At 62.5% G+C, this 18,105-nt stretch carries 16 protein-coding genes; 1 reads left to right on the top strand and 15 read right to left on the bottom strand.

Annotation, left to right across the window (positions count from 1 at the left end):
- Nucleotides 1-47: 47 nt before the first annotated feature.
- Nucleotides 48-1,001: a LysR family transcriptional regulator gene (locus tag BRA1253DRAFT_RS29195; RefSeq protein ID WP_035994161.1), complete on the top strand. Its 954-nt coding sequence runs from the start codon at nt 48-50 to the stop codon at nt 999-1,001.
- Here BRA1253DRAFT_RS29195 and BRA1253DRAFT_RS29190 read toward each other — a convergent pair.
- From BRA1253DRAFT_RS29190 to BRA1253DRAFT_RS29120, 15 genes are all read right to left on the bottom strand, one after another.
- Nucleotides 974-1,216 (bottom strand): DUF2274 domain-containing protein, encoded by a 243-nt coding sequence (locus tag BRA1253DRAFT_RS29190; protein WP_007600337.1) that lies wholly within the window; start codon nt 1,214-1,216, stop codon nt 974-976. The genes BRA1253DRAFT_RS29195 and BRA1253DRAFT_RS29190 overlap by 28 nt on opposite strands.
- Before the next feature lie 2 nt (nt 1,217-1,218).
- Nucleotides 1,219-2,424, bottom strand: coding sequence for a TrbI/VirB10 family protein (locus tag BRA1253DRAFT_RS29185; protein ID WP_007600336.1), 1,206 nt, complete (start codon nt 2,422-2,424; stop codon nt 1,219-1,221).
- Nucleotides 2,421-3,395, bottom strand: coding sequence for a P-type conjugative transfer protein TrbG (gene trbG, locus BRA1253DRAFT_RS29180; protein ID WP_007600334.1), 975 nt, complete (start codon nt 3,393-3,395; stop codon nt 2,421-2,423). Before trbG ends, BRA1253DRAFT_RS29185 begins: the two co-directional genes overlap by 4 nt.
- Nucleotides 3,396-3,397: 2 nt before the next feature.
- Nucleotides 3,398-4,078 carry a conjugal transfer protein TrbF gene (gene trbF / locus BRA1253DRAFT_RS29175; RefSeq protein ID WP_007600332.1) on the bottom strand — a complete coding sequence of 227 codons (681 nt, stop codon included), beginning with the start codon at nt 4,076-4,078 and terminating at the stop codon, nt 3,398-3,400.
- A gap of 51 nt (nt 4,079-4,129) precedes the next feature.
- The gene (gene trbL / locus BRA1253DRAFT_RS29170; RefSeq protein ID WP_007600330.1) at nt 4,130-5,365 is read right to left on the bottom strand and encodes a P-type conjugative transfer protein TrbL; all 1,236 of its coding nucleotides are present in this window, start codon (nt 5,363-5,365) and stop codon (nt 4,130-4,132) included.
- Nucleotides 5,366-5,368: 3 nt separating this feature from the next.
- Nucleotides 5,369-5,740, bottom strand: coding sequence for a putative entry exclusion protein TrbK-alt (gene trbK-alt, locus BRA1253DRAFT_RS29165; protein WP_007600328.1), 372 nt, complete (start codon nt 5,738-5,740; stop codon nt 5,369-5,371).
- Entirely contained in the window at nt 5,740-6,474 is a 735-nt protein-coding gene (gene trbJ, locus BRA1253DRAFT_RS29160) for a P-type conjugative transfer protein TrbJ (protein ID WP_007600327.1), read from the bottom strand. Before trbJ ends, trbK-alt begins: the two co-directional genes overlap by 1 nt.
- Entirely contained in the window at nt 6,471-8,912 is a 2,442-nt protein-coding gene (gene trbE, locus BRA1253DRAFT_RS29155; protein WP_007600325.1) for a conjugal transfer protein TrbE, read from the bottom strand. The genes trbJ and trbE overlap by 4 nt, the downstream gene beginning before the upstream one ends.
- 10 nt (nt 8,913-8,922) lie before the next feature.
- Nucleotides 8,923-9,186, bottom strand: coding sequence for a VirB3 family type IV secretion system protein (locus BRA1253DRAFT_RS29150; RefSeq protein ID WP_007600323.1), 264 nt, complete (start codon nt 9,184-9,186; stop codon nt 8,923-8,925).
- Nucleotides 9,186-9,512: a TrbC/VirB2 family protein gene (locus BRA1253DRAFT_RS29145; protein WP_007600321.1), complete on the bottom strand. Its 327-nt coding sequence runs from the start codon at nt 9,510-9,512 to the stop codon at nt 9,186-9,188. Before BRA1253DRAFT_RS29145 ends, BRA1253DRAFT_RS29150 begins: the two co-directional genes overlap by 1 nt.
- Nucleotides 9,509-10,429, bottom strand: coding sequence for a P-type conjugative transfer ATPase TrbB (gene trbB, locus BRA1253DRAFT_RS29140; protein ID WP_198288269.1), 921 nt, complete (start codon nt 10,427-10,429; stop codon nt 9,509-9,511). The genes BRA1253DRAFT_RS29145 and trbB overlap by 4 nt, the downstream gene beginning before the upstream one ends.
- A 245-nt stretch (nt 10,430-10,674) precedes the next feature.
- Nucleotides 10,675-11,994, bottom strand: coding sequence for an MFS transporter (locus BRA1253DRAFT_RS29135; protein ID WP_007600317.1), 1,320 nt, complete (start codon nt 11,992-11,994; stop codon nt 10,675-10,677).
- A 73-nt stretch (nt 11,995-12,067) separates the two neighbouring features.
- Complete coding sequence (locus BRA1253DRAFT_RS29130; protein WP_245285988.1) at nt 12,068-12,601, bottom strand: hypothetical protein; 534 nt, start codon at nt 12,599-12,601, stop codon at nt 12,068-12,070.
- Nucleotides 12,602-13,437: 836 nt separating this feature from the next.
- A complete protein-coding gene (locus tag BRA1253DRAFT_RS29125) occupies nt 13,438-17,094 on the bottom strand; it encodes a DEAD/DEAH box helicase (RefSeq protein WP_007600313.1) in 3,657 nt (1,218 codons plus the stop codon).
- Nucleotides 17,094-18,047 (bottom strand): hypothetical protein, encoded by a 954-nt coding sequence (locus BRA1253DRAFT_RS29120; protein ID WP_007600311.1) that lies wholly within the window; start codon nt 18,045-18,047, stop codon nt 17,094-17,096. The genes BRA1253DRAFT_RS29125 and BRA1253DRAFT_RS29120 overlap by 1 nt, the downstream gene beginning before the upstream one ends.
- Nucleotides 18,048-18,105: the final 58 nt, after the last annotated feature.

Raw genomic sequence — 18,105 nt, 5'->3', positions numbered from 1 at the left:
CCCCAGCGGTCCACATCGGGCGGCAAGCTTCTCGGTTAAGTCTCAAGATGAGCAATTTCCAACCAACAAGTCCATCCTTTCAAGGCATCAAAGCTCTCGAACTGAAGCACCTGCGATCTGCCGTCATCGCGGCCGATTGTGGCAGTATTCGTCAAGCCGCGGAGTTGCTGAGATTGCAACAGTCGAGCCTCAGCCGGTCAATTCGCCAGACTGAGCATTACCTGGGGTTTACGATCTTCGAGCGCTACAGCGGAGGTGTACGCCCGACGCGGGCTGGCCGCAGCGTTCTTCGCCTGGCAAGAACGATTCTGGAAGATTTCGATGCACTGGTAGCAACGGCAAACTCTGTTCGGACCAGCGAAACCGGTCGGCTGGCAGTCGGCTTCTGCACATCTCTTTCGGCAGGCAATCTGCAAGCCTCGTTGCTCGAGTTCAAGCAGAGATTCCCGCAGATTGAACTTGCAACCGTCGAACGATCTCGGACCCGCTTGGCAACGGCACTCCGCAACGGCGTGCTTGACATCCTGATCGTCACAGGGAGCTTGCCTCTATTGGAGAGCGAGACCATGTCGTTGTGGGGCGAGCGTGTTCTGGTTGTCCTACCCGAGGACCATCCGCTCACGGCGCGCGAGACTGTCTACTGGACCGACCTGCGCGGCGAGACGGTGCTGCTCAGCCACTACGATCCCGGGCGGGAGTTTGAAGACCTTTTAGTTTCGAAGCTCGTCTCACCTGAGGATCGTCCTAAAGTCGAGCGTCACGATGTCAGCCGCGGCATCATCAAGAGCCTGATCAGCATGAATTCGGGAATCAGCCTGGTGCTCGAATCCGATCTTGGAGCCAATTTTGCCGGCTTGGTCTACCGGGAGCTGCGCGATGGCACCGGCCCGAGCCGGTTCGACTTTTCGGCCTATTGGCGTGCCGACAATGAAAACCCTGTCCTGGCTGCCTTCCTCAAGTTGCTCTCAGAGCGCTATCCCTCATCTCCGCTCGGACGCTGACGCGCCCGTCGAGCCTTCCGAAAACTTCTGTCCGCTGCCATGAATCGTGCCAACATGGGAGCGATTAGCTTGGCCGGCTCCCCGATCGGCTGTCCGCACTCTTGTGCGAGGATTTCGGCGTATGCCACGAGATCCCTGTGCACACTCGCCGGCAGTTCATGCGTAATCTTGATCGGCTTATCGTCTTCGATTGCACCCAGTTTAAGTTTAACCATTCTCATCCCCTATATGGTTCGAGCACCAGGTCGCGATTGACGATCACCCGCACCGGAAATCCCGGACGAATCGTCAAGGTCGGCTGGATGTTGAGACTGCGGCGGACCACCTGCTGGCCCGTCTGGTTCATCGAGTCCCCCGCCCCGCGGCGGAGCGCAGCGATGAGGTCGCTGTTGGTGCTACCCGTATCCGATCCGGAATTCACCTCGGTGCCGACGGCGAGCAGCGTCGAAAGGGCAGCGGCCCCCAACAGCTCCTTCCAATGGTTGTCGACCTCATCCTCAAGCCCAGAGTAGCCCGCGGCATCTGCGCCCGGCTGCCGCTCCAGCACGATCGACCGCCCATTTGGCATGATGAGGCGCGTCCACACCAGGAGGACGCGCGATTGGCCAAATGCGACTTGGCTATCATACGTCCCGATCAACCGGGCTCCTTGCGGGATAAGGCGAGCTCGCCCGGTAGGGGAATCGTATACCGCTTCTGTGACTTGGGCCGTGATCTGCCCAGGCAGGTCGGACCGAATCCCCGTGATGAGAGCAGCCGGAATGACCGTTCCCGCCTGGACCACATAGGGAGAGACCGGTCTTGCCAGGCGATCGGGACTGGTGGTTCGACGGTCAACGGAAGCACTGACGAACGCAAGTTTTCGATCCTGACCATTCTGGGAAAATGCTTCGTCGGATGATGGCGCTGCATTTGATGGGGCTTCACTTGGCGATGTGACAGGGGCCTGTGCGCGGACGTTCGTGCTGGCAAACACCTTGCTGGTGCGTGCCGCATCGCTCTCCTGATTGACGCGCTGCTGTTCAGCGTCAATACCGAGCGGGCTGGGCGTCGAAGAGCCCTGTGCTGCAACGATCGGCCGGCCAAGATCGCCGGGTAAAGGTGGTCCAAGGCGCGGCACCTCCTTCGGGATCTCAGCATAATCCTTCGGTAAGGTTGCAAGCTGATCGGCGACATTGTGATGGTCGGTCGCGTAAAGCTCCTCGGCGGCCGGCGCGCGTGATCGCTTCTCCTGCAGAGCCCAGAAGACCGCACCAGAGATGAGCACCAGCAAAAGGGCGCTGCCACCCGCAAGCACCTTGCGCGATAAGCGCGTAACTTGCGGCCGATCTGGTCGGAGCCGAAGGGTTTCGGCGAAATCTTCCGGCGGCTTGACCCGCGGAGGGTCCTTGGGTGTGTCATTCGGCTGGCCAGTCTCTGTCACAGCGACCTCCCGTCGGTTCGGACGATCCTGACCTTCTGCTGGTGTTCCTCGCCCAGCCTTAGTTCCGCGGCCGCGAACAGCCGATCGACGATCAGTACATTGCCGTAAGCGCGATAGTTGACGAGCTCGGTCTTGCCATCAGGCCCGATCACGAACAGCGGCGGCATCTCGCCCTGGCCGATGCCGGGCGAAAACTCGATGTAGACCTTGCGCCCATCGTCATAGGCATTGACAGGACGCCAGGGCGGGCTGTCTCCCTCGACGGCGTAGCGGTAACGGCGCTGCGCCTGGTCCGGGATGACGGGCGTGGGCGGCAGAGCTCGACCACGCGCGGTGCGATCCTCCGGATAGAACCACGCGACCTGTGGCATGTAGGGCCTTTCCCGCGAGCGGAGCTCAACCAGGTAAGTACGCCGGTCCGTGTTGACGACGAGATTGGTCTCGATCGCCGGACGTGTCGGCTTCACCATGATGTGGACACGACGCGTGTCGCCGCTGCCGCTTTCGGTGTCACCGACCACCCAGCGCACGGTGTCACCCGCGGCAACTGGTCCCGAGCCGATCAGCTGCTCGCCGGGCTCCAAGGCGATGTCGGTGATCTGCCCCGGCGCGGCATAGATCTGATAGAGAGCGCCCGGACTATACGAAAACACCTGCACCGCATTGAAGTAGCCGGCTTTCCGAGGCTGCACGCGTGCCGCGTCATTCGCAGTCTCAATCCGCTCGACGGGCTCCTTGGCTTCCGCGTTCTTGCCGCCGCGCGCCGCCTTCCAGGCCGGTGGCACATGCAGCGGCCGCGGCCGATCGTCGGCAAGCGCCGGCAGATCTGGAGCAGGCGGGACATCGCTATCGTAACTGATTTGCGGCGGCTTGAACGTGGTGCACCCGCCAAGGGTGGACACACCAATGACGAGAGCCAGAGCCAGGCTCGGGCGGACCCTCTGTGACGCAACAACGAGACCTGACGGCATTGCTAACCCAGCTCCTTCGACCAGTTGATGGCGTTGACGTAGATGCCAAGCGGATTCTTGCGGAGGCGATCGAGATCGCGCGGCATCTCCATGATGATGCTGACAATCGCGCTCCACCGCTCGGTTGCGGCAAGCTGACCGTTGTCGTAACGGCGCTCGACCCAGGCGAGGCGAAAACTCTCAGGGGACGCCCGGATGACGCTCGAGACCTCGATCGCGATTTGTGTCTTGCCGAGCTTGGCGAATGGATCGTTGTTGCGGGCGTAGTCATTCAGCGCGACGGCACCGCGATCGGTTGTAAAGTCGTAGGCGCGGAGCCAATTTTCGCGAAGGACGATGGCGTCCATAGGCAGGCCACGCACATGCTCGATGAAGCGCGCCAGATGAAAGGCTATTTGCGGATCGGTCGGTTGATAGCTGGCATTTGCCGGAGCAACGGCTTTCGCTTCCCCCAATTGATCGACCTCGACCACCCAGGGCGTGATTGTCCCTTGAGCGGATTGCCAGACCAGGGCGCCGGCAAAGCCGGCAGATAAGAAGAGGCAGCCAAAGGCCATCAGGCGCCAGTTCTTGGCCTGCACGCGCGCAGACCCAATGCGATCATCCCAGACCTGGGCTGCGCGTTGATAGGGAGTGACGGCTTCTGGCGTGCGGCCATAGTGAACAGCCGATCGTTTGAACATTGTTTGACCTCAAGTGACGGGTGAGAAAACGGAATTGGCCGATCAGAAGTCTCAGCGATCCTCTTGCGAGAGGTCGACAGATCCGCCGCCGCCGCCGTGATCACCTGAGCGGATCGCGTGGGTTGCCGCTGATGCGCCATGGCTGATCGTCTGCGTTCTCTTCATGCGCCGAACCCAGGCGGGCGCACTGTCGGAAGCTCTCAAGGCTTCCCCTTCGCCCTTACCGGCATCGCTCGCCGCTCCACCAAGACCAGTCGCGACCGAGCGCAAGGGACTTGCGGCGCGGGACGCGCTCGCCTCGGAGCCGGACTGACTCCCCGCCCGAAACACGCTCATGGTGCCGCTTGCAATCGCGCTTCCACCTCGTAGCGAGCCTGCAATCGCGCCGCCGGCGAGACCGGCAGCACCGGCCGCAACGCCAGCGCCAGCCGCAACGACTCCACCGGCGGCAAGTCCCGTCCCGACGGCGCTGCCTGCACCGAGCTGCGGACCTCCGGAGACGATGCCGTTGGCAATACCAGGTCCGAAAATGCCGAGGCCCAACAAGGCGAGCGCGCCGAGCACCAGCGCCATCGCGTTCTCGATGGTCGGCTGATTGCCGCCGAAACCTGCCGTGAACTGCGAGAATAGTGTCGATCCGATGCCGACGATGACGGCGAGGACCAAAACCTTGACCCCGGACGAGATGACGTTGCCCAGCACCCGTTCGGCCGCAAAGGCGGTCTTGCCGAACAGACCGAAGGGGATCAGAACGAAACCTGCAAGCGTTGTCAGCTTGAACTCAATCAGCGTGACGAAGAGCTGGATGGCGAGAATAAAGAAGGCGAGTAGCACCACGATCCAGGCGAACATCAGGACCGCGATCTGGACGAAATTTTCGAAAAAGCTGACATACCCCATCAGGCCCGAGATGGAGTTCAGGATCGGACGGCCGGCATCGAGCCCCACTTGCGCGATCCGGCCTGGCCGCAAGAAATCTGCCGATGACAGGCTCGTGCCCGAGGCCTTGAGGCCAAGACCAGCAAAACTCTCGAAGACGATGCGGGCGAGGCTGTTCCAATTACCAATCAGGTAGGCAAAGATACCGACGAACAAGGTTTTCTTGACGAGCCGGGCAAGAATTTCCTCATCACTTCCGAGGGACCAGAACAGGCCCGCAAGCGTAAGGTCGATTGCAGCTAGCGTCGTGGCGAGATAGCCGACTTCGCCACCGACCAGGCCGAATCCGGAATCGATATAGCGGGTGAAGGTTTCCAGGAACTGGTCGATGACGGAGGTGCCGCCCATTGCTCACTCGCTTTGGCTTGGAATGGAGGGTGAGAGGGACGGCAGGCGGCTTTCGTCCTTGTGCGGCCGTGCGGAGGAAAATGGCGCGGCGCCTACCCCGCTATCACCGTCTACCGATCCGCTTTTCCCCAAGAACTGGCTGCGCCGTTCCGCCCAGATCCTCTGGCATTCGAGCAGAGCCTCTCTCTGCTCGTAGGTGACGGTGCGGCATTGCTCGAGCTTTGCCGCCGCCGGATCAGGCTTCGCAGCGAGCGAGGCGGAAGATTGGGTCGCGCTGTCGTCGCCGCGTAGGCGAATGGCGCAGGCGCCGACGACCAGGACTGTGAGGCTAACTGCCACCGCCATCGGCAGCCGTTCAAATCTGTTCTTCATCATCAGTGGAACATCTGCACGGTTGTCGGTTGATAGCCCTGACCCTGGGTCAGAAAGCGCCGCAGCTGCTCCCTGCCCTGATCCTGAGCGACGGCCCGCTGCGCGGATTCGAGCGATTGCGCACGCCCTTGCGCGGCAACGGTCGCCGTGAGGTCCGCAAGCTGCTGGGCATGCAGTGCAAGGAGCTGGTTGCCGGCCTGACTTGCCTGCAGAGCACCTGACGCGCCCTGGCTCGCCGTGACCAGGGCCGACATCTGGGTCCGGTTGGTATCGAGATTGCCGACGACGGTTGCCTGCACCCGCATGGCGTCCTGCAGGCCGGCAACCGCATTCTGCCAGCGTGTCTGGGCGTTGGCGACGAGGAGCCCATTGGACATGCTCGCGGATGCCGGCGCATAAGTTGTCGAGAACGCGCGATCGATCTGCTGGACATCGTAGGCAATGCGCTGCGCTTGACTGAGCAGCTGCTGCGTGCGCTGGATCGATTGCTCGAGCTGCTGCAACGACGAATACGGCAGGCTCGCCAGGTTCTTCGCCTGATTGATCAACATCTGCGCTTCGTTTTGCAGCGAAGTGATCTGGTTGTTGATCTGCTGCAGCTCGCGCGCGGCCGTCAGCACATTTTGCACGTAGTTGTTGGGATCGAACACGATCCACTGTGCCTTTCCTTCCCAGGGCCCTTGGGTCACGCTAATTGCAATGATACTTGCTGCCAGCAGTGGGCGGAGACGTTTCATGACAAGCCACCTTCCTTGGCAAGCTGCGGAATGAGATTGCAGGCCCAGCCGAGGTCGCGCGCCCGAAGCCAGCCGGTGACGAACTCGTCTCGTCCGTGCTCGGCTAGCACCCGCTCGATGAGGGCCTGATCGGACTTGGACGACGCGGCCGCAAAAGCAAGCGCGATCTCGCCAAGGCCAAGGTCAAACAGTCGGTTGCCCCGGCGCGACTGGCAGTAGTAGTCGCGCTTGGGGGTCGCGCGGGCGAGGATCTCGATCTGCCGATCGTTCAATCCAAAGCGCCGGTAGATCGCCATGATTTGCGGCTCGATCGCGCGATCATTGGGAAGAAGGATCCGGGTCGGACAGCTCTCGATAATGGCGGGCGCAATTGCGGAGCCATCGATATCGGCCAGCGACTGGGTCGCAAACACGACGGAAGCGTTCTTCTTGCGCAGCGTCTTCAGCCATTCGCGGAGCTTGCCGGCAAAATCGGCATCGTCCAGCGCAAGCCAGCCCTCATCGATGATGAGAAGGGTCGGACGACCGTCGAAGCGATCCTCAATCCGGTGGAACAAATAGGAGAGAACCGCCGGCGCGACACCGGTCCCGATCAACCCGTCAGTCTCAAACACCTGGACGGAGGTCTCGCCCAGCCGCTCACCCTCGGCATCCAGCAGCCGCTCAAATGGACCGCCGAGGCAATAGGGTTGCAGCGCGCGCTTCAAGGCATTGGATTGCAGAAGAACGGACAGGCCAGTGAGCGTTCGCTCCCGAACTGGCGCCGAGGCGAGCGAGCTCAAGGCCGACCAGATATGATCCTTGGTCTCGGGCGTGACCTCGATGCGCTCGCGCGCAAGGATCGATGCAATCCAATCGGCTGCCCAACCGCGCTCCCCGACATCGTCGATGCGCGCAAGCGGCTGGAGCGCCACGAATTCTGCCGAATCTCCACCAACCGCGCCGCCAAGATCATGCCAGTCGCCTCCCATGGCGATCGCCGCCGCGCGGATCGACCCACCGAAATCGAAGGCAAAGACCTGAGCGGCCGGATATCGTCGGAACTGCAGTGCCATCAGTGCGAGCAGCACCGATTTGCCGGCGCCGGTCGGTCCAACGATCAGAGTGTGTCCGACATCGCCGACATGGAGCGCAAAGCGGAAAGGGGTTGATCCTTCCGTCTTGCCGAAGAACAGCGGAGGCGCCTTGAAATGATGGTCCCTCACCTCTCCCGCCCAGACCGCAGAGAGCGGGATCATGTGGGCGAGATTTAGCGTGGACACCGGCGGCTGGCGCACGTTTGCATAGACCTGTCCCGGCAGGCTGCCGAGCCAGGCCTCAACGGCATTCACTGTCTCGGTCATAGAGGTAAAGTCCCGGCCCTGGATCACCTTTTCAACGAGGCGTAGCTTTTCGTCCGCCGCGTGCGGATCCCTGTCCCAGACCGTGACGGTTGCCGTCACAAAGGCCTCTCCGATCTGATCCGAGCCGAGCTCCTGGAGCGCGTGATCTGCATCCATCGCCTTGTTGTGGGCGTCGGTATCCAGAAGCGTGGACGCCTCGTTGGTCATCACCTCCTTCAGGATCGCGGCAATCGACTTGCGCTTGGCAAACCATTGCCGCCTAATCCTGATCAGGAGCTTGAGAGCATCGGTCTTGTCCAGCATGATCGCCCGCGTGGACCAGCGGTACGGGAATGCGAGGCGGTTGAGATCATCGAGAATTCCGGGCGTGGTCGCGCTCGGAAATCCCACGACAGTCAGAACGCGCAGATGCGCGTCACCGAGCATCGGCTCAAGCCCGCCTGTCAGCGGCTGATCGGCAAGGAGCGCATCCAGATACATCGGGATTTCCGGGACCCGAACGCGATGCCGCTTGGTCGAGACCGTCGAGTGCAGGTAGGTGAGCGTCGCCTCGTCATCTAGCCAGCCGCATTCCGGCATAAAGCCCTCAACGAGCTGCAGCACGCGGTTGGTCCGGTCGACGAAGCCACTCAGCACCTCGCGCGCATCCTCTCCCGCGCTGCGATGGCTGCCCTCGTACAGGAGACGCTCGGCCACAGCTGCACTCTCTGCAGGCGGCAGATAAAGGAAGGTCAGGTAGTAGCTCGATTCATAATGGCTGCCGGCCTCCTCGAATTGCGCTTTGCGCTCCGCATCCACCAAGGCGGATGCGACATCCGGGAATGTGTCGGGCGGATAGCGCCCTGCCGAATGCCGTTGCGCCTCGACGAAAACCGCCCAGCCCGATCCGAGACGCCGGAGCGCATTGTTCAGGCGGCTTGCGACCGCAACAAGCTCAGCCGGCACGGAACTGTCGAGATCCGGCCCCCTGAACCGCGCCGTCCGCTGAAGCGAGCCGTCCTTGTTCAATACAATTCTCTCGTCGACCAGAGCAGCCCAGGGCAGGAAATCAGCAAGGCGCGTGTTTGAATGGCGGTATTCGGCAAGATTCATCATGGGACTATTCTCAAGCGCTGAGGTGACCGGGAACACGAACGTGCCGGCGCACGACTTCGACGAATTCCGGATCGCGTTTTGCGGCCCAGACCGCGGCCATGTGGCCGATGAACGCCAGCAGAAGGCCGGCCAGCCACAAGCGCAGACCAAGGCCGAGTGCTGCAGCCAATGTGCCGTTGAGAATGGCAACCGATCTTGGTGCCCCGCCCATCAGGATCGGCTCGGTCAGCGCACGGTGGACAGGGGCGACAAAGCCCGGGACTGGCTCATCCATCAGATCACCACCCCGCCGCCGAACGAGAAGAACGACAGGAAGAAGCTCGAGGCGGCAAATGCGATCGACAGACCAAACACGATCTGGATCAGCCGCCGGAAGCCGCCCGAGGTGTCGCCGAATGCGAGCGAAAGACCAGTCACGATGATGATGATGACCGCGATGATCTTGGCGACGGGTCCTTCGACCGATTGCAGGATCTGGTTGAGCGGCTGCTCCCAAGGCATGTTCGAGCCGGCGGCCCAGGCCGGGCTACTCACCAGGTACAGACCAGCGAATGCCGCAACTGACGTGAAACCTCGCCCGAGAGATGATCGTACGTTCATGACTGATCTCCGATTCTCGAAAGGGTGTAGTCGCCTGATGACCCAAGCCCGGTGACAGAAGCGAGTTCGCTCAAGCGCCGTTCGGCACCACGGCCAGAGAGCACGGCGATGACGTTGATGGTCTCGGCGATCAGCGCGCGCGGGACCGTGACGACGGCCTCCTGGATGAGCTGCTCGAGCCTGCGGAGCGCGCCAAGCGCGGTGCCGGCGTGGATCGTGCCGATTCCGCCGGGATGTCCAGTCCCCCAGGCCTTGAGCAGATCGAGCGCCTCGGCTCCGCGCACCTCGCCAATCGGGATACGATCAGGGCGCAGGCGAAGCGACGAGCGCACCAGATCAGACAGCGAGACAACGCCATCCTTGGTCCGCAGCGCCACGAGGTTCGGCGCCGTGCATTGAAGCTCCCGCGTATCTTCAATGAGAACGACGCGATCCGAACCTTTGGCCACCTCCGCCAGAAGCGCATTCGTCAGCGTCGTCTTGCCGGTTGAGGTGCCGCCGGCGACCAGGATGTTCTTGCGTGTAGCGACCGCATCGCGGAGCGCGTTCGCCTGCTCCAAGTTCAGGATGCCGGCAGCGACATAGTCGTCCAGCCCAAACACGGCGACCGCAGGTTTGCGGATCGCGAAGGCCGGCGCGGCGACGACCGGCGGCAGCAGGCCTTCGAAGCGTTCCCCGGTCTCCGGCAGCTCAGCCGAGATCCGGGGCGAGCCGGCGTGAACCTCGGCGCCCACATAGTGCGCGACGAGCCGGACAATTCGCTCGCCGTCGGCAGCCGTCAGATTCTCGCCGGTATCGATAAGGCCGCTCGACAGCCGATCGATCCACAGCCGGCCATCGGGGTTCAGCATCACCTCAACGATCGACGGATCTTCCAGAAAGCCCGCGATGGCAGGCCCCAGCGCTGTGCGGAGCATGCGCGCTCCCCGCAACTCGGCTTCCGAATGAAATGAATGGATCGCCACGACTGCTCCCCAGCTGAGTGAGGCAGCTAGCGTCTAGCCGCCTCACATGAGGACAACTAGAAAAAGCAGAACCTGCGCGACAGCAACAATGAGACCATGTCAATCGTAGTCTGGCGTAGAAGAAGAAAGATTCGGGACAATCGCTCTTGACGCACCGAAAATCATGAGCCGGACATCAGCCCGGCGACACGCTGGCTTCACCACTCCGCATGATCGTCCGCCTCCAGGATGGCGAGCTCGGCTGGTGGAATAACGACTTCAACCGAGTTCCAGCCTCCCGCCGGTTGACGTGTGACCCAAGCGCCAGCCTTCCGTTTCCGGCGCTCGAGCCACGGGACGACGGCGAACCAGACCAGCGCTGCCAGCTGCAGCAAAACGTTCACACCGAACGCGGTCTGATAGGCCGGTAAAGGATAATGCCCCGCCTCCAGAGGCCATTGCTCCAGAATCAGTCCCGTCCCGTACTGCACGACGAAAGCCCAGCCAAACTGCAGGACATTCAGACCGCCATTGGCGCGCGCAACCAGCTCGGCCGGGAAATAATCCGCTATGATGGCGTAGGTCAGAGCAGTGGCCGATCCGGCCATCGACACAACGCACCACGGCAGGAGTGATGGCCAGGGCGGATGCAGGATGAGCACCAGCTCCGCCACAATCAACAACGCCGCGAGCAAGCCAAACAGAGCCTCGCTCTTCTTGGCCCGGCGGCGCACCCAGTTGGCAAGGACGCCCAAGACCAGAGCGCCGAGACTCAGAGCGACCGCCATCACGAACAATTCGTTGACGACTCTCGTTCGATCCAGCCGCTCCACATCGGAAAGCCAGGGCGCCGCCCATAAGAATTGCAGTGCCCAAGCGGACCCGATGCAGGTCGCCGATAAGGGCGCCATTCTCCAGAACCGCGCATCCGAGTAGACGGTTTTCAGAGTGGCGGGCGTCCTGCTACTCTGTGGCCCAGTGGTTCGTTCGGGAACCACGAGATAGATCAAAATGGCAGCAAGCGCGCTTGCGGCGCCCAGCACGCCGAATAGACCCCGCCATCCGATCCAGTCCAGCAGCACCTCGGCAGGAGCCGTTGCAGTAACAGCCCCCAATGAGCCCAGCATGATCATGTAGCCATTGATGAGCGCCATACGTTCTCTTGGAAACCAGAGGACGATGATTTTCAGCCCCGACATCAGGGCTGCTGCACACCCAAGGCCGACCATCGCCCGCGCAAAAAGAAGCGACAGGAACCCCGTCGATAGTGCAAAGAGCGCGGCACCCGCTGCAGCAACAGCCAAGAGCACGCTCTGGACCCGGCGCGGCCCGAAGCGATCGAGTAACATGCCGATCGGAATCTGGGCCGCCATAACGACCAGAAAATAGATTGACGTGAGCAGCCCGATATCGGCAGCGCCAAGCCCGAGATCAGAGGCGAGGCGCCCAGCAATGAGTGTATTGATGGTCCGGAACAGGTACGAAAGGTAGTACCCGGCCGCGAAGGGAAGAAACACGCACACGATGAGCCGCCACACAGGAACTGGCTCAACTCGTGCCACCGGCAATATTTGCGACCCAAGCTCCTTCCGCACGCTTCTCGCGGCCGGCCTAACAAAAGGAGTTCGGCAGGTTTCGAAAGTTCGGATTGCTGCCGCCCTCCACGGCGGCAGCGCTCGGCTCGGAGTTGCCATCCGCCGCGACTGCGGTCAGACCTTCCTTTCTCGGCTGTTCTTCTGCCGCGCGCTGTGACGCGCCGCCAAGAGCTTCACCCGCAGGTCGACCGCGCCTGCCCAGCCGATCGATCGTCTCCCGGATCAATGGCTGACCGAGCCGTACCCGCCGTTCGACCAGCTCCGCCAATATCTTGAAACGCTGCTGCCCGAGCAAGCACGCCTCTCGCTGGCCGGATGGCAGCATGGGCGGCGTCACGGTGAGGTGATAGCGCGCATGCAGGGCTACGATCTCGGCGATGATCGCGATCTCGTGCTCGAGCCTGGCCATCTGGCCACTTATCCGGTCAAGAGCCTCATGAACGCGCCCCTCGGGCGGTGCACGATTCAGGAATCGTTCAAGCGCCGTCTCGACGACCATGCTCTTGCCGAGCCCCGGGCGTTCGGTCGCAACTTCAAGCCGCTGAAACATGCTCTCGGAGAGCTGAACGGTAACCTTCTTGGTTCGCGCTCCTTCGTTCGGGCTCGGCTGCGCGTCGCTGTCGGCTTGATTCACAATCGAGTTGGGCTGGCCTCCAAGCTCTCCATCGACTTGCACTGCTTGTTCACTCCCAATTTGCGGCCGCGACCTGCCCGCGCACCGCGGCACGCGCGGCGTCGATTTTGGAATCGAAACGGCTGAATCGCCTCCAGCGATGATGGACTTGACACAAGGGCCAATCCGAACGTCACTTCAACCGCACCGACATCTGCGTCGTAGTCTGGCGTAGCCAAAGAAAGACCAGGCGGTCTCAAGAAGAGCTGGATTTGTAAGCCTGTGTCATTCGCGCGCAGCTAACGGGCTGTTGCAGCGGGCCCGGGCGCCTTGAGTGACGCGCCCATCGCTTGTTGCTTCGTGGCGTACTGCCGACCTGCAGTCTGCTTATCTGATTCAGCGCCGCACCCATTGCCAGGAACTGCCAGGGCGCATTGGGGCGCGCGTGCTGATCACTCATGCTTGTCAGAGGCGTGCATGTCGATGCTCACCTCTTTCAGGACGGTGGATCCGCTTGCAAGCCGCCGTCCGATCGCCTCAACAAAGCGATCGTACGTTCCGCGCCCTTGGCGCGCTCGGAGGGCGCGCGCATTTGCTGCGATCTCATTGGGTTGCCAAGGCTTGTCAAGCCATAAGGTGCGTTTTCGCGCCTATAGGTGCCTTCCAAGCCAGCGCGAGACCTGAACCAATTCCTGCGTGAGCGAAGAACGGCAGTAGCACCGACCACTCCATCTATTCTTCTATGCGACGATTGTGGGCGAAGCCCCAGCCGCTTATCTGGCCCGCGCCTCAGGCGGCCTGAATAGGCGCCTCACCGTCGGTTCGCCGGCGGCGGTGACAAGCTCGAAGTCGCTGCGGGAAGGACGCGTTCCAACACGCGCCATCGGGCGCGTCACTGCAAGTTCGAACCCAGCCGGGTCGAGCCAAGCCGTTCCGTCATCCCGTCTCACCGGTATAACGGCGTAGCTGCCGCGCGCGCCTGTGGTGCCGGTGAGGGCCGCGCGCATTTGGGACGCGGCGCCGGCAGCGCCCTCGGCACGGGGTATGGATGTCTGCCAACGCAGGAAGAGCTGCGGGTCGATCCGGTCCTCGCTCTTAGGGTCATCTTGCTCATCGTCCAGCCACGCGTCGAACTCCCGACGCGTCGCACCGGCCGCCTCCCGGGTATGAGCCAAGCCTTGTGCAAGGCAGAAGGCCACGAACGGGTCGTGGGTACCCCAGCGCAGCAGCTCGCGCGCCCAGAATCCGATCCAAGGTAGGCCCGTGGTTTCTTTCCAAGCCGCCAGACTGGGCAACGCCAGCGCATCTTCTGCACCGTCGGCCCAGGCTTCCGCGACGACGGCGCCGATGGCCACACCTAGGCGGAACTCCAGGTTGTCAGCGACGAAGCGTTGCCACGACCGAAGGTCCTCGGGGGATGGGCCGGCCACATCGGGCTCGTTCATCCACCACCCGAGGACATCAGACCACCGTTCCAGGATCGCCTCGTCCGTATCCGTGCGGCGGACTCGAAAGCCGAAGCCGCGGTCCCCAGAGACCAGGTCGCCCAGCGCCTCAAATAGATCGATCCTCGTCGTCGGGTCGGCCGAGCCGTAGTTGTCCGCTGCGACCAACAGCTCCCGCATTCGTCGTGCTACGGCCTCGAAGCGCCGCCCCACTGCCGGCGGAAGACCGTAATGATAGAGGCGAAGGCGCTCGTCTGCGTCCGGATAGATGTGTTCGATGATGCCCGCGCCTCGGCGCACAAAGGCTTGTTCAAGCCATACTTCCTGCGCGGTCGCGACGGCGGTGAAGGTGGTTCGCCAAAGCGCCGCGAGCTGCGCTTCGGCGCGAGCGCGTGTCATGGCGGCCTCATCGACGCGGGCAATCTCTTCGAGTGATGTGAGAAGGATTGCATCCAGTTCGTCCATGGCGTCGGCCAACCTCGCCGCTCCGTCGCTTGCGCCCGTGCCAGCGTCCGCGCTGACGACAGTCGGCGCCGTCCTCTCGAGCCAATCAAGGAAAGCGTCTGGAGCCACGCCGAGGAGTCGGTTAGCGCGCTCCCAGATGTGGTTGAGGAGCAGCGCGAGCGGGCTGGGCACGTCGTCGGCATCCCGTTCCTCGATCACCAGTGACGCACGCAGCCGGTCATAGTCCGTCGCCAATTCCGCGCGCTGTCGGCGCTGGGTCGCCCTCCCCGCTGCCGCTGTGGTGGAAATCTGGGTCGGGAGCGCGACAAGCGTCATGCCTTCGATGCCGCGGGCCGCGCCCGGCCGCCCAGCGCGCCCGGCGAGGTTCCGAAACTCGGCCGTGGTAAGCGGCGCAATCACTTGCTGCTCCTCAACCGGGTCCCATGAACGGCGCTTGAGTGACGTCAGGAAGATGAGATCGAACGGTAGATTGACGCCTTCGGTGAGCGTCGCCGTCGCGACCGTGATCGGGCAGATCTTGCGATCGATGAGATCGACCATGAGACGGCGCAGGCGCTGCGGCATCTGCCCATGGCTTGTGGCAATCCCGCGATCGAGCAGGAAGAGCTCGAAGGAGTCGGCGCCGCAATAGTCTAGACAGGCCGCTCGAGCCTCGTCGAACCGCGCCCTGAGCGGACCTTCGGGCGGCTGAAAGCCCACCGCGCCTTGCCAGTCTGTCCGTTCAAGCGCCTCCTTGAACCAGCGCATGGTTTGCTCAGGCTCTTGCGCCACCGAGATGAGGACGCGTTGATCCTCGTCGGCGAGGTGCAAGGCGGTCCAGAGGACGTTAAGGCAGTTGAATCGATTGAGGCTGTTCCGCCATTGCGCAGGCAGCTGAGGCATCACCTCTATCTGCAGCCGGAGATAGACAGGGTCCTCCTCGCCGCGCAGGTAGAGGGGCAATCCATTCATCAGATCGAGCAGGATCACCCCTTGGGTGTTGGGCGCCGTCTCGAGCACTCCGATGACCTGGCGGGTGCTGCGATAGCGTACGCCGACCGGATTGGCATCGGGTCGGCCCTCGACCCAACGCGCGACAGGGCCAGCGGCACCGCCGGCTACGGCGGTGAGCGCAATCCGGACAACGTCCGGACGCTGAGACAAAATTCGGGACACGAGCCCTTCGAGGCGAATGGATCGATTGCTGTGGTCGGAGAAGCTCAGTCGCGTAGGCTCGTTGGCCTCAGGGACGACCTGGTGGGCTTCGTCGATGATGAGAAGGCCCAGACGCGCCATCAACATTTTGCCGAGGTAGCGCATCAACGCATCCGCTTTCTCGACGGTGACAATCAGCACGACGGGCCGTTCGCTGGTCAGCCAGAAGTCGGTAATGCCCCAGTCTGCCCCGCCGTAAAGACCAGTGACGGTGATGTCGTGGCCGAGTTCTGAGGTCAGCTTTGCCTCGACTTCGCCGGCGAGGGCTCGGGACGGCACGATGTAGAGCGCCAACGGCCCCTGCAAGCCCTCATCCTCCCGCAGCAGCAGTTCCTTAATGAGGGCGAGATTCGCAACCAACGTCTTCCCCGAACCCGTGGGGGTGCAGAGCGCGAAGGAGCTTTCTTCGAGCAGGCGTTGGAGGCCGTGCTGTTGTGAGGTCCAGAGGATCCCGCGGCCGCGGCTGAATTGGTCGCGGGCATAAGCCAGCAGCCGCGAGCTCCGCTCCGGCCGCAGGGCGCCGAGCGCCCGTAGCGGCCGGTAGATAGTAGCTGCGACGAAGCTGTCGGCGACGGCCCGCATGATGGTAATAACTAGCGAGGCGTCGTCGCTGAAAGTGCGGGTTGCCATGGCGTCGAGCGCACGGAGCTTGCCCATCGCGACCGCGAGCCGTTCGTCATCACCGCGGCGCAGACAGTCGGCGAGCAGCCCGAGACTTCTGACCAGCTCCACGCTGAACGCCCATCCAACCGTCGGGCCAGCTTCGCCGTCGGGCGTCTCACTGCGCATGGCAATCAGCAGCAACGCGCTGGCGTCGGCTGTCGTGAGGTCAGGGTAGCGGTGCCAGAACAAGGCGGCGCGACGCAACACACCGTCGAAGTCCGCTCTCAGAAAGGCGCTGTAGAGCCGAACGCCTTCGTGATCCGAGCGCACTTGCGACAATAGTCCGAACGCCATCGCGGGCAGCCCTCCGAGCTGATAGGCCCCTGCGGCCAGTAGCTCGATAGGAACCACACTCCGGATGGTGTCGGCGGCGCGTGAGAGCCACTCAAGGATTTCGCCGGTCCGGCGATAGCAGTCGATAGCGCGCTGCGACGCCTCGCCTTCTATTGAGCGAAAGATGTGCGCCGCATGCAGAAGCCGGCGTGCGTCGGCGAGCTGACGCGCGGAATCGCGCTCGGTCCACAGGATCGTCGGCACCTGCCAGGTCGCCTGCAGGCAACGGACATAGGTCCTGGCCTGAGCCCGGCTCAACTGGTTTTCGATGGCGAGTTCGCGCCGTACGCGCTCGGCGGCCTCGAGCCGGTCTTGGTCGCGTTGCGGCATCAGGCGTCCTCCCACAAGGTAGCGTAGAGTTGGTCGATAAGCCCGTCGCCGCACTCGAGAATAATCTCTACAACTTGGAGGTCGTGGGGCGCCGTGTACTCCGCCGGAGCTTCTTCCCAGGGGATCAGGCAGCTCAAAGCCTCGCGTCGTCGCGCCCCGTTCCCAACAAGAAGCACCAAGTTGCTTCGACCGGGCAGCGGGCCCTGACCGAACACCGCACGGTCGATCGACAGGATTGCATTGGCATGCCCGTCTGGATCTCGCTGCTCCAATAGCTTTTGCAACTGCCGAAGGCCGTGCGGGACTGGCGTGTCCCGGTTCACCTCGAACCAGATTCCCCGTCCGTTGTGCACCATTTCACCAGTGTCCTCATCCTCCTCCTTGGGGCCGAGAAGCAAGCTCTTCACGATAGAATCCGTCAGCGACTTGCGCCACTTGGCTTCACCGGCGATTACGCGCGCAACTTCGCCCTGAGCGTTGAGGGCGATGCCGATGAAGTCAGAGCCGTGACGGCCATAGATTTCGCGCGTGCGGCTTGGATCGAACCGGAGCGCCCAGAGATATTTCTCGACGTCGTCGTGCTCACGAAAGAGGAAGATCGGTACTCGCCATTCGTGACCGCCGACGAACTCGTTCTGGTAGGCCTCGGTTACCAGGCCGGCCACCACCTCACCGAACAGGCCGCGATGGGCTTTTGAGGGCAAGCAGTTGGGATAGCTGATCGGAAGCAGCCCGCCCGCCGCGTCGGGATGAAGAGATATTCCGATCTGTTCATGGAAATATTGGCGCGCATCGAGGTGGGCGGACTCAAAGTACGGACGCAACGCGTCGATGAGGTCCTGGTCGATCTTGCCCTTCTGTTCGAGAAGCAGGTGCCCGTAGTTCCGCTCTACCGTCCCATTGGGTTCAAGCCATTGGTCCAGGGCGTTGATCGGTGGTGGGCATGTATGCATTGCTTAAACCTAATCGAAATCGGTCAGATCGCCGTCTCGGCCTTCTCACAAAACACAA

The sequence above is a fragment of the Bradyrhizobium sp. WSM1253 genome (genome assembly GCF_000244935.1).
In the GTDB taxonomy this organism is placed as follows: Bacteria; Pseudomonadota; Alphaproteobacteria; order Rhizobiales; family Xanthobacteraceae; genus Bradyrhizobium; species Bradyrhizobium canariense.
The sequence above is the reverse complement of the archived record's forward strand: the minus strand, read 5'-3'. Positions and strand labels throughout refer to the sequence as shown.